General features: G+C 68.4%; 8 protein-coding genes. 3 read left to right on the top strand and 5 right to left on the bottom strand.

Annotation, left to right across the window (positions count from 1 at the left end; all coding sequences use genetic code 11):
- Positions 1-7: 7 nt before the first annotated feature.
- The 3 genes from glgB to glgX form a co-directional block, all read right to left on the bottom strand.
- On the bottom strand, positions 8-2,209 hold the full coding sequence (glgB, locus tag ACIOVG_RS11380; protein WP_400873207.1) for a 1,4-alpha-glucan branching protein GlgB: 2,202 nt from the start codon (positions 2,207-2,209) through the stop codon (positions 8-10).
- Positions 2,206-4,278, bottom strand: a complete 2,073-nt coding sequence (locus ACIOVG_RS11385) for an alpha-1,4-glucan--maltose-1-phosphate maltosyltransferase (protein WP_400873210.1) — start codon at positions 4,276-4,278, stop codon at positions 2,206-2,208. The genes glgB and ACIOVG_RS11385 overlap by 4 nt, the downstream gene beginning before the upstream one ends.
- Positions 4,279-4,343: 65 nt before the next feature.
- Positions 4,344-6,416, bottom strand: coding sequence for a glycogen debranching protein GlgX (glgX, locus tag ACIOVG_RS11390; protein WP_400873213.1), 2,073 nt, complete (start codon positions 6,414-6,416; stop codon positions 4,344-4,346).
- A 93-nt stretch (positions 6,417-6,509) separates the two neighbouring features.
- Between glgX and ACIOVG_RS11395 the strand changes: the two genes are divergently transcribed.
- Genes ACIOVG_RS11395 through ligA form a run of 3 tightly spaced genes read left to right on the top strand, consistent with a single transcriptional unit; the run spans position 6,510 to position 11,187 of the window.
- Positions 6,510-7,685, top strand: coding sequence for a cysteine desulfurase family protein (locus ACIOVG_RS11395; RefSeq protein ID WP_400873215.1), 1,176 nt, complete (start codon positions 6,510-6,512; stop codon positions 7,683-7,685).
- A gap of 9 nt (positions 7,686-7,694) precedes the next feature.
- The gene (gene mnmA, locus ACIOVG_RS11400) at positions 7,695-8,792 is read left to right on the top strand and encodes a tRNA 2-thiouridine(34) synthase MnmA (protein WP_400873218.1); all 1,098 of its coding nucleotides are present in this window, start codon (positions 7,695-7,697) and stop codon (positions 8,790-8,792) included.
- Positions 8,793-8,850: 58 nt separating this feature from the next.
- Positions 8,851-11,187 (top strand): NAD-dependent DNA ligase LigA, encoded by a 2,337-nt coding sequence (gene ligA, locus ACIOVG_RS11405; protein WP_400873221.1) that lies wholly within the window; start codon positions 8,851-8,853, stop codon positions 11,185-11,187.
- A gap of 63 nt (positions 11,188-11,250) precedes the next feature.
- Here the strand turns inward: ligA and ACIOVG_RS11410 are convergent, their stop codons facing one another.
- Both ACIOVG_RS11410 and ACIOVG_RS11415 read right to left on the bottom strand, forming a co-directional pair.
- Entirely contained in the window at positions 11,251-13,089 is a 1,839-nt protein-coding gene (locus tag ACIOVG_RS11410; RefSeq protein ID WP_400873223.1) for a DEAD/DEAH box helicase, read from the bottom strand.
- A gap of 47 nt (positions 13,090-13,136) precedes the next feature.
- The gene (locus tag ACIOVG_RS11415; RefSeq protein ID WP_400873226.1) at positions 13,137-14,837 is read right to left on the bottom strand and encodes a long-chain-fatty-acid--CoA ligase; all 1,701 of its coding nucleotides are present in this window, start codon (positions 14,835-14,837) and stop codon (positions 13,137-13,139) included.
- Between the last annotated feature and the right edge of the window lie 44 nt (positions 14,838-14,881).

The following is a 14,881-nucleotide window of genomic DNA, read 5'->3' on the forward strand; positions in this document are numbered from 1 at the left end:
CCGAACCCTAGCCGCGGCTGATGGTCGGTACGTGCGGGTCGTTCTGATGACGCAGCCAGATGGTCGACAGCGCGGGCAACGTCATGGTGGCGATCGCTGAATCGCCCTCCGCGTGTGCGTACACGAGTCCGAGGTTCCCGGAGCCACGCCCGCCGTACTCTCCCGCGTCAGTGTTCAAGATCTCCTGCCACACCCCCTCCTTCGGGAGGGCCAGGCGGTGGCCCGCGCGCTCGACTCCCGCGAAGTTGCTCACCACGACGACTCGGCCTCCGTGCGCGTCGCGTCGTTCGAACGCGATCACGGTGGGATCCCAGCTCGGCGCGCCCAGGCGGGAGAACGACGAGCCGTCGCTGTCGCGCTCCCACAGCGGAGCCTGCGCCCGGTACGTGCGATTGAGCGCACCGACGAAATCCTGCAGCTGTCGGTGCGACGGCTGGTCGAGCAGCCACCAATCGAGCTCTCTGCCCTCGGACCATTCGGCAAGCTGGCCGAACTCCTGTCCCATGAAGAGCAGCTTCTTGCCGGGGTGGCCCCACATGTACGCCAGATAAGCGCGGGCGTTGGCGAGCTTGTGCCAGTGGTCGCCCGGCATCTTGGCGAGCAGACTGCCCTTGCCGTGCACGACCTCGTCGTGACTGATCGGGAGCAGGTAGTTCTCGCCGAACGCGTACACGAAGGAGAACGTCATCTCGCCTTCGTGGTGCGCGCGGTACATCGGGTCGCGCTCGATGTACTGGAGCGAGTCGTTCATCCACCCCATGTTCCACTTGAACCCGAAGCCGAGTCCGGCGTGGTCGGTCGGAGCGGTGACGCCGGGGAAGCTGGTGGACTCCTCGGCGATCATCATGATGCCGGGGTGGAGGCGGTAGGCGGTCGCGTTGACCTCCTGGAGGAAGCGGATGGCCTCCAGGTTCTCCCGCCCGCCGTGGATATTCGGCTCCCACTCACCGGCGTCGCGCGAGTAGTCGAGGTAGAGCATCGAGGCGACCGCATCGACGCGGAGGCCGTCGACGTGGAACTCGCTGAGCCAGAACAGCGCGTTCGCGACGAGGAAGCCGCGTACCTCGGGGCGTCCGTAGTCGAAGATCAGAGTGCCCCAGTCCTGATGCTCGCCCCGGCGCGGGTCGGGGTGTTCGTACAACGGCTGGCCGTCGAAGCGCGCGAGGGCGAATGCGTCCTTGGGGAAGTGGCCCGGCACCCAGTCCATGATCACGCCGATACCCGCCTGGTGCAGGCGGTCGATCAGGTAGCGGAGGTCGTCCGGGCTGCCGAACCGGCTGGTCGGCGCGTAGTAGCCGCTGACCTGATAGCCCCAGGAACCACCGAAGGGGTGCTCGGCCAGCGGCATGAACTCGACGTGGGTGAAGCCGGTGTCCGTCACGTGCTGGATGAGCGGCTCGGCGGCGTCACGATAGGTGAGACCGCCGCGCCACGACCCGAGGTGCACCTCGTAGATCGACAGAGGTTGCGCGACCGCGTGCGTGGCGGCGCGGCGCGTCATCCAGGCGCCGTCCCCCCAATCGTAGGAGGAGGTCGCGACGACGGATGCCGTGGCGGGTGGGACCTCTGCGCGCGAGGCCATCGGATCGGCCTTCAGGATCCAGGAGCCCTCCCGCGTGCGGATCTGGAACTTGTAGTGGTCTCCGGCGTGCAGCCCGGGGATGAAGAGCTCCCAGATGCCGCTGACGCCCATCGAGCGCATCGCGTGCGGTTCACCGTTCCAGCCGTTGTGGTCCCCGACGACGCGTACCGCGGTGGCATTCGGCGCCCACACGGAGAACGCGACTCCGTCTTCGCCGTCCAGCGTGCGAGGATGCGCACCCAGGACGTGCCAGAGCCGCTCGTGCCGGCCCTCGGCGATGAGATGGAGATCGAGGTCGCCCAACGTGGGGAGGTGGCGGTACGGATCGCCGGCGACCGTCTCCGCATCGTCGCGGTACGCGGTGGCGAGGCGATAGGGGATGGGTGGGCCGTCATGTCGCGCCTCCCAGATCCCGTGCGCGACATGTGCCAGCTCGAGGCGGCTGCCATCCGCGAAGACCGCGGCCACGGACGAGGCGAGTGGACGTCGGGCGCGGATGACGGTGACTGTGCGATCAGCGGCGTCGGTGATCGGGTGCGAGCCGAGCACGGCATGGGGATCGTGGAACGCACCGGCCGCGACCGCCTCCCATTCGGTGGATGCCGCGACGTCTTCGATGTAGCTCATGACCGCTCCTTCACCTTCAGGATGTGCACCGGCTCCGTGAAGGCGTCGAGGCGCACGTAGTTGTGGTCGTTCCAGGTCCAGACCGCTCCGGTGAGCAGATCCTCGACCTCGAAGCTCTCGCCGGGTGCGACCCCCCAGACCGTGGTGTCGAGGTGCACGGTCGTCTCGCGGACCGAATGCGGGTCGACGTTCGCGACGACGATGATCGTGTCCGAGCGGCCGGTGCCGGTGAACGCGGCGTCCAGATGCTTGCTGTACACCAGCACGGCGTCGTCATCGCTCCAGTGCGTTCGGAAGTTGCGGAGCTGGCGCAGCGCCGGATGCGCGCGGCGGATCGCGTTGAGAGACCGCAGAAGGGGGGCGAGCGAGTCACCGCGCTGCTCTTCACCCTCCCAATCGCGGAACTTGTACTCGTACTTCTCGTTGTCGATGTTCTCCTCGGAGCCGGGTCTGGCGACGTTCTCGAACAGCTCGTAGCCCGCGTAGACGCCGTACAGGGGAGCGGCGGTGGCCGCGATGCATGCGCGGATGCGGTACGCCGCTCGCCCGCCGAACTGCAGGTACTCGGTGAGGATGTCGTGTGTGTTCACGAAGAGATTTGGACGCATGTAGTCGCTGGTCTCCTGCGACACCGACGTGAGGAACTCCTCGAGCTCCGCCTTGGTGTTGCGCCAGGTGAAGTAGCTGTAGCTCTGCTGGAACCCGACCGCCGCGAGAGCCCGCATCACCGCAGGACGGGTGAAGGCCTCCGCGAGGAAGATCACATCCGGATCTTCCGCGTTCACCACAGCGATCAGCCACTCCCAGAACTGCAGGGGCTTGGTGTGCGGGTTGTCGACCCGGAAGATCTTCACGCCCTGCCGGACCCAGTGCTGCACGATGCGCAGCATCTCGGCGTAGATGCCCTCTGGATCGTTGTCGAAGTTCAGCGGATAGATGTCCTGGTACTTCTTGGGCGGGTTCTCGGCGTAGGCGATCGTGCCGTCCGGCAGCGTCGTGAACCACTCGGGGTGCTCGGTGACCCACGGGTGATCAGGCGACGCCTGCAACGCCAGGTCGAGCGCGATCTCGAGCCCCTCTCTGTGCGCCGCGCGCACGAAGGCACGGAAGTCCTGTGCGGTGCCGAGGTCGGGGTGGATGGCGTCATGCCCACCGTCAGCCGAACCGATCGCGTAGGGGGACCCCGGATCGCCCGGCTCGGTGGTGAGCGTGTTGTTGCGCCCCTTGCGGTTCGTCTCGCCGATCGGGTGGATCGGCACGAGGTACAGCACGTCGAAGCCCATGGCGGCGACCGCCGGCAGCCGTTTCGCGGCCGTGCGGAATGTTCCGCTCTTGACCGTGCCGTCCTTCAGCCGCTTCGCGCCCTCGGAGCGCGGGAAGAACTCATACCAGGCCGCGACGCCTGCGGCGGTGCGGTCGACGACGATCGACTGCGTGTCCGACGTGGAACTCAAGGTGATCGCCGGGCGGTCGGCGAAGACCCGGGCGAGGGCGGGGTCGGTGGACAACGCGAGTGTCGTGGCTGCCCCTCCCGTCGCGAGGGCGGCTGCATCCGCACGAAGTCGCGTGCGCTGCGCGGCGGGTCGATCCCTCTCCGCCGCGGCACGGGTGAGCAGCTGGGCTCCGAGCGCCGCCATGACGTCGACATCGACGCCGGCCGCGACCTTCACTGATGCGGCGTGGGCCCACGTCGCGAAATCGTCGGAGAACGCTTCGAACCGATACGTCCACGGCCCCTGGGCATCGAGGGCGACATCGACCGCCCATCGGTCGGTGCCGTCGTTGCGCGGCGTCAGGCGATGCAGGCTCTCCTCGCCGTGTGGATCCGTGAGCCGGAGATGGACGCCGATCGTGTCGTGGCCTTCGCGGAACGAGACCACGCTGAACGGGACGACCTCGCCGGCGAAGGCCTTCGCCGGGAAACCGCCGGGAACGGACGGCGATGGGTCCGAGAGCGGAAGCCTCGTCGCGATGAGACCCGCTCTGCCGGTATCACCGACCAGGGCGCGCGTCGGGATCTGAGCGGAGCTCCGAAGAGCCGAGGACCGGGTACCAGCACGTGCAGCCACCCCCCGAATGTACCGCGCGGAAGAGGCCGCGGGTAGCGACGGCTCCTGGTGCGTCGGCACGGGCGTCATTCCACGCGGAAGAGTCTCATCGAGGTTCCGGGGATCGGCAGGACATCGCCGGGGGAGAAGACCTCCTCGACGTCGGATGGGCTCTCATCCGCACTCGACCAGAGCGAGACGAACCGCGTCGCGTCCTCGATCTCATCCGGCAGCCGCACATCGATCGGCGACTCGGTGCCGTGCACGATCAGCAGGATCCGGTTGTACTGCTCTCGATCAGGCGTCGATGCTGCGACGTACTGCAGGGTGCGGTTTCCGGGGTCCGCCCACTGCGCGCTCTCCATGGTCTCGCCGTTCTGGTCGAACCAGTCCATGACGGAGGCATTCGGGATGTGCTCGCCGAGGCGGGCGTAGCGGCTCGGCCGCAGCGCCGGGTTCGATGCGCGGAGCGCGATGAGCCGGGAGACATGCGCCCGCAGATCGTTCTGCCAGGGCTCGAACTCCCAGCCCAGCCACGTCAAGGCGGAGTCCTGCGCGTAGGCGTTGTTGTTGCCGCGCTGTGTGCGGCCCACCTCGTCGCCCGCCGTCAGCATGGGGATGCCAGCGGAGAGCAGCAGCGTGCCCAGGAGATTGCGCATGGCCTTCCGCCGTGCCGCGAGGATCGTCGGGTCGTCGGTCGGGCCCTCCACGCCGTGGTTGAAGGCGCGGTTCATGTCGGCGCCGTCGCGGTTCTGTTCGCCGTTCGCTTCGTTGTGCTTGACGTCGTAGGACACCAGATCATGCAGTGTGAAGCCGTCGTGGGCTGTCACGAAGTTGACGCTGGCGAGAGGCCCGCGATCCTCGCTGAAGGTGTTGGACGAGCCGGCGAGACGCGTCGCGAAGCCGCCGATGCCGACCGGAGCGGATGCACGTCGCGCGTAGTCGATGTCGCTGAGCCAGAAGTTGCGGACGCGGTCGCGGTAGCGGTCGTTCCACTCATGCCAACCGGCGGGGAAGTTGCCGGTCTGCCATCCGCCGAGGCCCACGTCCCACGGTTCGGCGATGAGCTTCGTATCGCGCAGGATCGGATCGTTCGCGATAGCGGTGAGCAGGGGGTGCTCGGGCGTGTAGGTGTGCGACGCGTCGCGGGCGATCGCCGCGGCGAGGTCGAACCGGAACCCGTCGATCTGCATCTCCTGCGCCCAGTAGCGCAGGGAGTCGAGAACCAGTCGCGCACCCGCATCTGTCGAGGTGTTGAGCGTGTTCCCGCATCCGGTGGTGTCGATGTACGCGCCGGATTCGTCCTGCCGGTAGTAGCTGGCGTTGTCGATTCCGCGCAGGCTCGAGCGCGGTCCGCCGATGCCCTCTTCCGAGGTGTGGTTGTAGACGACGTCGAGGATGACCTCGATACCCGCTTCGTGCAGCAGGCGCACCATGCCCTTGAACTCCGCGAGCACTGCCTCCGGGCCCTGCTTGCGGGCGTCCTCGCTGGCATAGGCGTTGTGCGGCGTGAAGAAGTTGAGAGTGTTGTACCCCCAGTAGTTCGTGAGGCCGCGTTCGAGAAGGCGGGGCTCCGGAACGAACGCGTGCACGGGGAGCAGCTCGACCGAGGTGATCCCGAGCTCATGGAAGTACGCGATCATCGCAGGATGAGCGAGTCCGGCGTAGGTGCCGTGCAGCGCAGGCGGGACGTCGGGGTGGCGTTTGGTCAGCCCCTTGAGATGGCCTTCGTAGATCACGGTCCGGTCGAGGGGGATGCGGGGCTTCCGCGAGTCGCCCCAGTCGAATCCGTCGACGATGACGACCGAGCGCCACTCTTCGTAACCGTCGCCCTGTGCGAGGCCCCGCGCGTACGGGTCCAGCAACAGCGTCTCGGGGTTGAACGTGTTTCCCGGGCCGTGCGGGCCGCCCACCCGGATCGCGTAGCGCGTACCCGGCTGGAGGAGCGACGTCGTCACCTGCCAGATGCCACCGGGAAGCCGTTCCAGGGCGACCTGATCGGTCGCCCAGTCGAGGTCGGTGGCATCGAACACGACGAGTTCGACGGAGGATGCGTTCTGTGACCAGACGCGGAGCGTTCCGACTCCGTCGTGCAGGCGCACGCCGAGGTCGTCGAGAGCGGTTCCGCCGGGCGCTGTGAAGTCTCGGGACGCGGGCATGAGTACACACTAGGCGGATGTGACCCGGTGCCAGCACATCGTGCACTCAGTTCCCTGCGCCCTGGGGGTGCGGAAATGGGGGAGCATGGACTCATGCGGCACTATCTCGATCACGCGGCCACCACGCCGTTGCGGCCGGAGGCGCGCGACGCCTGGCTGGCGGCCTCTGAGCTGGTGGGCAACGCATCGTCGACCCACGGAGCCGGCCAGGACGCCCGACGGCTCCTGGAGGAATCGCGGGAGCGTGTCGCCGCGGTACTCGACGCCGACCCGATCGAGGTCGTGTTCACCTCGGGCGGTACCGAGTCGATCAACCTGGCGCTGCAAGGGCTCTGGCATGCGCGAGCGGCGGGGACGGACGGTATCGTGCTGCCCGACGCGGAGCACCACGCGACCATGGACACCGTGGCAGCCCTGTCCGCCGAGGGCGCCGTCGTTCGCGCGGTCCCGGTGCAGTCGGACGGGCGCATCGCGTCGTCGGACTTCGCGGAGCGGCTGCCCGGCGCCGCCCTCGCCACCGCGCTCGTCGCGAACAACGAGGTCGGCACGATCAACGATGCCGCAGCTCTGGCAGCGGTCGCCGCTTCGGCCGGTGTTCCGCTGCACCTCGACGCCGTCGCAGCGCTCGGACATGTTCCTCTGTCGTTCCGTGGAGTGCGTGGGGCGGCGGACGCGGGAGCGGGGCTGGTGGCGCTGAGCGTCGCCGGCCACAAGATCGGGGCTCCGGTCGGCGTGGGCGCACTGGTGGTGGCGCGCACGGCCAAGCTGACCGCACTCCTGCGGGGCGGTGCGCAGCAGCGCGGCCTCCGCGCCGGGACTCAGGACGTCGCGGGTGCGACGGCCTTCGCCACCGCGATCGAGCTCGCCGAACGGGAACGCGAGGCGGAGAGCGTACGGCTCTCGACGCTGCGGGATCGTCTGGTCGACGGGATCAGGGCGCAAGTTCCAGCCGCAGAGCTGCTCGGTGACCGTGACGATCGTCTTCCCGGCAACGCGCACCTGCTGTTCCCCGGTGCGGTGGGAGAGAGCCTGCTGTTCCTCCTGGACGTCGCAGGTGTCGCGGCATCCACGGGTTCTGCGTGTCAAGCCGGTGTGGCCGAGCCTTCTCACGTCGTGATCGCCATGGGGCGGAGCGAGCAGGATGCCCGCAGCGTGCTGCGGTTCACGCTGGGACGCACATCGACGGACGCGGATGTGGATGCGGTGCTCGACGTCATCGCCGACACCTACCTGCGTGCATCCGGGTCCCGCACAGGCACCCGCTCGTAGACTGGTCCCATGCGGATACTGGCAGCGATGAGCGGGGGAGTGGACTCCGCCGTGGCGGCTGCGCGCGCCGTGGAGGCAGGGCACGACGTGGTCGGAGTGCATCTGGCACTCTCGCGAGCCGGAGGGACGCTGCGCACCGGGAGCCGCGGGTGCTGCACGATCGAGGACGCCATGGATGCGCGCCGCGCCGCCGATCGTCTCGGCATCCCGTTCTACGTGTGGGACTTCTCCGAGCGGTTCCGCGATGACGTGATCGACGACTTCATCGCCGAGTACCAGGCCGGTCGCACCCCCAACCCCTGCATGCGCTGCAATGAGAAGATCAAGTTCGCCGCGCTGCTCGAGCGGGCGATCGAGCTCGGATTCGACGCGGTGTGCACGGGGCACTACGCGACGCTCATCGAGGGTGAATCCGGACTGGAACTGCACCGCGCATCCGACAACGCCAAGGACCAGTCGTACGTGCTCGGCGTGCTGAACGCCGAGCAGCTCGCACACACCTACTTCCCGCTCGGCACGACGCCGTCGAAGGCTATCGTGCGCGCAGAGGCCGCGGAGCGGGGCCTGACCGTCGCGCAGAAGCCGGACAGCCATGACATCTGCTTCATCCCCGACGGCGACACCCGCGGCTGGTTGGCCGAGAAGGTCGGCACCGCGACGGGTGAGATCGTCGATCGCAGCGGAGCAGTGGTGGGCTCGCACGAGGGCGCCCACGGGTTCACTGTCGGACAGCGCCGAGGGCTGAAGCTCGGGGTCCCCGCACCTGACGGCAAGCCGCGTTTCGTGCTGGAGGTGCGCCCCGTGTCGAACACGGTCGTGGTCGGTCCCAAGGAGGCGCTCGCGATCGGAGAGATCTCGGGTGCGCGCTTCAGCTGGGCCGGTGCGGGTCCCGCAGACGCCGATTTCCTCTGCCACGTGCAGATCCGCGCGCATGCGGAGCCGGTGCCGGCAACCGCCTTCGTCACGGCGGACGGCGTGCGCGTCGTGCCAGAGCAGCCGCTCGACGGCGTCGCCCCGGGACAGACCGCCGTGTTGTACATCGGCACCCGCGTGCTCGGCCAGTTCACGATCGATACGACCGTGTCGGCCGTGCCTGTCGGCGTCTGACCCTCGCGGAACAGCGAGGCACCGGAGCGATGTCGGTGCGCGCTCGTAGACTGACGGGGTGCCTGAGAACATCTCGCTGGAAGACGCCCGCATCGAGGCTGAGGGGCTGACCACACGCATCCTGGAGGCGAAGGATGCCTACTACGGACGCGACACCTCCGTGGTCGACGACTTCACCTACGACGGCTGGATGCATCGGCTCGAAGAGCTCGAGAGACTGCATCCCGAGCTTCAGGGCCAGGACTCGCCGACGCAGATGGTCGGAGCGGCCGAGGCGACGGGCCTTGCCACCATCGAGCATGCCGAGCGGATGCTGAGTCTCGACAACGTGTTCTCGATCGATGAGCTCAGGGAATGGGCTGCGAAGACGCGGGCAGCGGCCGGGCGCGATGTCGCGTGGCTGACCGAGCTGAAGATCGATGGCCTCGCCATCAACCTCCGCTACGAGAACGGTGTGCTCACCTCGGCGGCCACACGCGGTGACGGTCGTGTCGGAGAGATCGTGACCGAGAACGCGCTGCGGCTGCCGGAGATCCCCGAGCGGCTCGTGGGCAGCGGGCACCCTCCGATCGTGGAGGTGCGCGGTGAGGTGTTCATCCCCGTGGCCGCTTTCGAGCGGCTGAACGCTGCACAGGCGGCTTTCCGCGAACGTGCCTACAACGATGCGCTGAGCCGGTGGGAGGCGCGCAACGGGGCCAAGAAGCCGTTCGACGAGGAGAAGGCCAAGACGGCGGCAGCACGACGTTTCCCATCGTTCGCGAACCCGCGCAATGCCGCCAGTGGCGGACTCCGGCAGCAGATCGACAAGAAGGAGGGCCTCGAACTCGAGGCCGGACTGCTGCGCATCGAGTCGCTCGCGCTCTACGTGCACGGCATCGGAGCCTGGGAGGACCCTCCCGTGGCTTCCCAGAGCGAGGTGTACCGTCTGCTCGCGGAGTGGGGCCTGCCGACCAGTCCGCACACCAAGGTGTGCGCGACGATCGACGACGTCGCCGACTTCGTCGCCTATTTCGGCGAGCATCGACACGACATCGAGCACGAGCTCGACGGCATCGTGGTCAAGGTCGACGAGCTCTCTCTGCACGACGAGCTCGGCGCGACGAGCCGCGCACCGCGCTGGGCGATCGCCTACAAGTACCCGCCGGAGGAGGTGCAGACCACGCTCCTCGACATCGTGGTGTCCGTGGGGCGCACCGGCAGAGCGACTCCCTTCGCGGTGATGGCGCCCGCGCACGTGGCGGGATCGGTCGTGCGGCAGGCGACACTGCACAACAAGGACGTGGTCAAGGCCAAAGGCGTGCTGATCGGTGACACGGTCGTGCTCCGGAAGGCGGGCGACGTGATCCCCGAGGTGCTGGGCCCGGTGGTCGAGCGGCGGGACGGCTCCGAGCGCGAGTTCGTGATGCCCGAGAACTGCCCGGAGTGCGGAACCCCGCTCCGTGCGATGAAGGAGGGAGACATCGACCTTCGCTGCCCCAACGCGCGCTCCTGCCCCGCGCAGGTGCGGGGTCGCGTCGAGCACATCGGCTCTCGGGGCGCTCTTGATGTCGAGGCGCTCGGCGAGGTGACCGCGGCCGCGCTGACCCAGCCGACGACGCCCGAGGTTCCTCCGCTCATCACTGAGGCGGGGTTGTTCGCCCTCACGCTCGACCAGCTGGTGCCGATCGAGCTGTTCGTGCGCGACGCCGAGACCGGGCTCCCCAAGGAGGATGACGACGGCGTGGTCAAGACCAGGGCGCCGTTCCGTCGCAACCCGACCGCTGCCGAGAAGAAGGCGGGCACCCACGGTCCGCAGCCCTCGTCGCAGGCGTTGACGCTGTTGGCCGAGCTGGAGAGAGCGAAGACCAAGGAGCTCTGGCGGCTGCTCGTGTCGCTGAACATCCGACACGTCGGTCCCGTCGCGGCTCGAGCGCTCGCCCAGTGGTTCGGCTCGCTCGATGCGATCCGTTCGGCGTCACGCGAGGAGCTGGCGGCCGTCGAGGGCGTCGGCGGGATCATCGCCGATTCGCTGCTCGACTGGTTCGAGGTGGACTGGCATCAGGAGATCGTGCAGGCGTGGGCCGATGCCGGCGTGCAGTGGTCGACGCCGGGGCACCCCGGTCCCGGCGCGGCCGTCACGGAGGGGGGAGTGCTCGACGGGTCGACCGTTGTCGCCACCGGCTCACTCGACGGGTACACGCGAGATGGCGCGCAGGAGGCGATCATCCGGGCCGGTGGCAAGGCGGCATCGAGCGTGTCCAAGAAGACCGACTTTGTGGCCGCAGGGCCGGGTGCCGGCTCGAAGCTCGCCAAGGCGGAGGAACTCGGACTGCGCATCCTCGACGCCGCGCAGTTCCATATCCTCGTGACGGAGGGTCCCGACGCCCTCCCGTCCGCCGATTCCGCGGGAACCTGAAGCGCAGATGACACAAGAGCGGGACCGGCGAACCGGTCCCGCTCTTCACTGATCCTGCGTCGCTCAGGCCTTGTGGCGAGGCTTACGGAACGGCTTCTCGTCGCGATCCGTGCGGGCCGGGCGCTCGTCGCGGTCGCGGCGCTCGAAGCGGTCACCGCGCCCGCCTTCGGCGTCGCGGGGTCCGCTGTTGCGTCGACCGACCGGTCCGCGATCCGGCTTGATCTCGATCAGACGACCCGAGATGCGGGTGTCGCGGAGCTTGTCGAGCACCGCAGGGCTGAGGTTCGACGGCAGCTCGACGGTCGAGAAGTCGGGACGGATGTTGATCACGCCGAAGTCATCGCGACCGAGTCCGCCCTCGTTCGCCAGGGCGCCGACGATCTGCCGCGGCTCGACGCGGTGACGGCGGCCGACCTCGATGCGGTAGGCGGTGTAGTCGCCGCGTCCGCGACGCTCGGAGCGCGGCTCGCGGGGTTCGCGGGTGCCTCGCTCGCGGGGCGGACGGCTGTCTGCCTCGAGCGCCTTGGCGAGCGGGTCGTCGGCCGGGTCGAGGAGCAGCGGGGTGTCGCCCTGCACCACGATCGCGAGCGCCGCGGCCACATCGGCCTCGGGCACATCGTGGTTGCGCACATAGTGGGCGATCACGTCGCGGAACTTGTCGACACGTGCGGCATCGCCCAGTGCAGCGGTGATCGCATCATCGAAGCGCGCGAGACGCGTCGTGTTCACATCGTCAGTGCTGGGGAGCTGCATCTGCGTCGGCACCTGACGCGTCGCCTTCTCGATGTGCTTGAGCAGGTAGCGCTCGCGCGGCGTGATGAAGCTGATCGCGTCACCGCTGCGGCCGGCACGGCCGGTTCGTCCGATGCGGTGCACGTACGACTCGGTGTCGGTGGGGATGTCGAAGTTGATGACGTGGCTGATGCGCTCCACGTCGAGACCGCGAGCGGCGACATCGGTCGCGACGAGGATGTCGAGCTTGCCGGCCTTCAGCTGGTTCACGCTGCGTTCGCGCTGAGCCTGGGGGACGTCGCCGTTGATCGCCGCAGCGGAGTAGCCGCGAGCTCGCAGCTTCTCGGCGAGCGTCTCGGTCTCGTTCTTGGTGCGGACGAAGACGATCATCCCGTCGAAGTTCTCGACCTCGAGGATGCGGGTGAGCGCGTCGACCTTCTGCGCATACGAAACCACGAGGTAGCGCTGCGTGATGTTCGTGCCGGTCGCGGTCTTCGACTTGATGCTGATCTCTTCCGGATCGCGCAGGTACTTCTGCGCGAGGCGACGGATCTGCGGGGGCATGGTCGCGGAGAACAGGGCGACCTGCTTCTCGACCGGCGTCTGCGCGAGGATCTGCTCCACGTCCTCCGCGAAACCCATCTTGAGCATCTCGTCGGCCTCGTCGAGCACCAGGTACTGGAGCTGGGAGAGGTCGAGGGTGCCCTTGGCGAGGTGGTCCATGATGCGGCCGGGCGTTCCGACGATCACGTGCACGCCGCGGCGCAGCGCGGAGAGCTGCACCCCGTACGCCTGTCCGCCGTAGACGGGCAGCATGTGCACGCCCTTCATCTTGGAGGCGTAGGACTCGAAGGCCTCGCAGACCTGCAGGGCGAGCTCGCGGGTCGGCGCCAGCACGAGGGCCTGGGGCGACTTCTGCGAGACGTCGAGGCGCTCGAGGACGGGAAGCGCGAAGGCCGCGGTCTTACCGGTTCCGGTCTGGGCCATGCCGACGACGTCGCGTCCGGCGAGGAGGGTGGGAATCGTCGCGGCTTGAATGGGGGAAGGGGTCTCGTATCCGAGATCACGGATCGCCTTGAGGACGGGCCCGGTGATGCCGAGTTCCTCGAATCCGGGGGTCGCGGGGGAGTCCTCGGGGGCGTCGGTCAGCACTGCATCTTCAGGAGTCACTGACCAAGGGTAGCGTGGCGCGCTGCTCCCTGCCTGTGAGCGCGTCCTCAGGCGCCCGTCGTGAGGGCCAGGAGCTTCTCCTTGACCTGCCGGCGGAGCACCTTGCCGATGAGGGATTTCGGCAGCTCATCGACGACGAAGATCCTGCGCGGCACCTTGTAGGGGGTCAGGATCGTGCGGGCGAACTCGCGGATCGCCTCGACATCGAGATCTGCGGTCCCGTCGACGACGATCGCCGCCACCACCTCCTCACCCGAGTGGTCGCTGGGCAGCCCGACGACAGCGGCATCGACCACCTGCGGATGCTGGCGCAGCACGTTCTCGACCTCGGTGGGTGCCACGTTGAAGCCACCGGTGATGATCAGCTCCTTGATCCGATCGACGATCCGGATGAAGCCGGCGTCATCGATCGTGACGATGTCGCCCGTGCGGAACCACCCGTCGACGAAGACCGCATCGGTCTCCTCGGGCTTGCCGTAGTAGCCGGAGAAGACCTGCGGTCCCCGCACGACCAACTCGCCGGCCGAACCGGCGGGGACGTCGGCAGTCGGATTCTCGGGATCGACGACTCGACACTCCGTGCCGGGAAGCGGAAGGCCGACCGTCCCGGGGACGCGGTTGGCCGCCACGGGGTTCGCCATCAGCACCGGGGAGCATTCGCTGAGACCGTAGCCTTCGACGAGGTAGCCGTGGGTCGCCTCCTCGAACGGCACGACGAGCTCGTGCGGCAGCGCCATGGCCCCGGAGATCGCGACCTCGACACCTGCCAGCGACACGCCCTTCTGCGTGGCCGCGGCGAGGAGGCGGTCGGCGATCGGCGGCACGAGCGGCAGGAACGTCGCCGGGTGCTTCTTCATCACGTCGAGTACCAGATCGGGGTCGAACTTCGGGAACAGCACGAGGCGCGCTCCCATCGACATGGCGAACGTGAGACAGAGCGTCAGGCCGTAGGCGTGGAACATCGGCAGCACGGCGTAGACGACGCACCCCTTGCCGCGCTGGATCGACGGGACCCAGGCCTGTGCCTGAGCCGCGTTGGCGAGCAGGTTGCGATGCGTGAGCGCCGCCCCCTTCGGAGTGCCCGTCGTGCCGGACGTGTACTGGATGATCGCGAGATCGTCGGTGGACGGGCGGGGGTGGGATGCGGGGAGCGGGTCAGCGGAGAGCAGCGTCTCCCACGGCACGGTTCCGCGCACCTTCTCGGTCAGGGCCGCGCGCGACTCGCGCGCCTTGGCGACGGGAAGCCGCAGGGCGAATCGGGTGAGGAAGGGCATCGACCGTGTGACATCGACCGAGATCAGGGTGTCGACGGCGAGATCGGAGGGGAACTCCTGGACCGTGGAAACGACCTTGTTCCAGACGATCGCGTGCTTCGCGCCGTGGTCCTCGAACTGCTTGCGCAGCTCACGCGGCGTGTACAGCGGATTGTGCTCGACGACGACCGCGCCCAGGCGCAGGACGGCGTAGAAGGCGACGATGTGCTGCGGGCAGTTCGGCAGCACGATCGCGACGGGATCACCGGCGCGCACGCCGCGGTCGCGCAGGCCGGCGGCGGCGCGATCGATCGCCGACTGAAGCTCCGCGTACGTGGTCTCGCGTCCGAAGAACTGCAAGGCCGGTGCGTCGGGATAGTCCCGAGCGGATGCGGCGACGATGTCGATCAGCGATCCGGAAACGGGGGCGAGGTCTTCCGGGACACCGGCGGCGTAGCTGGCGACCCACGGGCGAGGAGGCTGGAACGTGCTCACCCGCTCAGCATAGGCCGCGCGCTGGGAGCGGCGGGCGAGCGGCG

Source organism: Microbacterium sp. NPDC087591 (assembly GCF_044743625.1).
GTDB lineage: Bacteria > Actinomycetota > Actinomycetes > Actinomycetales > Microbacteriaceae > Microbacterium.

What these genes read in the sequence shown, in the direction of transcription:
- glgB (WP_400873207.1), bottom strand. Translation starts at nt 2,209, where the DNA reads ATGAGCTACATCGAAGACGTCGCGGCATCCACCGAATGGGAGGCGGTC.
- glgX (WP_400873213.1), bottom strand. Translation starts at nt 6,416, where the DNA reads ATGCCCGCGTCCCGAGACTTCACAGCGCCCGGCGGAACCGCTCTCGAC.
- ACIOVG_RS11395 (WP_400873215.1), top strand. Translation starts at nt 6,510, where the DNA reads ATGCGGCACTATCTCGATCACGCGGCCACCACGCCGTTGCGGCCGGAG.
- mnmA (WP_400873218.1), top strand. Translation starts at nt 7,695, where the DNA reads ATGCGGATACTGGCAGCGATGAGCGGGGGAGTGGACTCCGCCGTGGCG.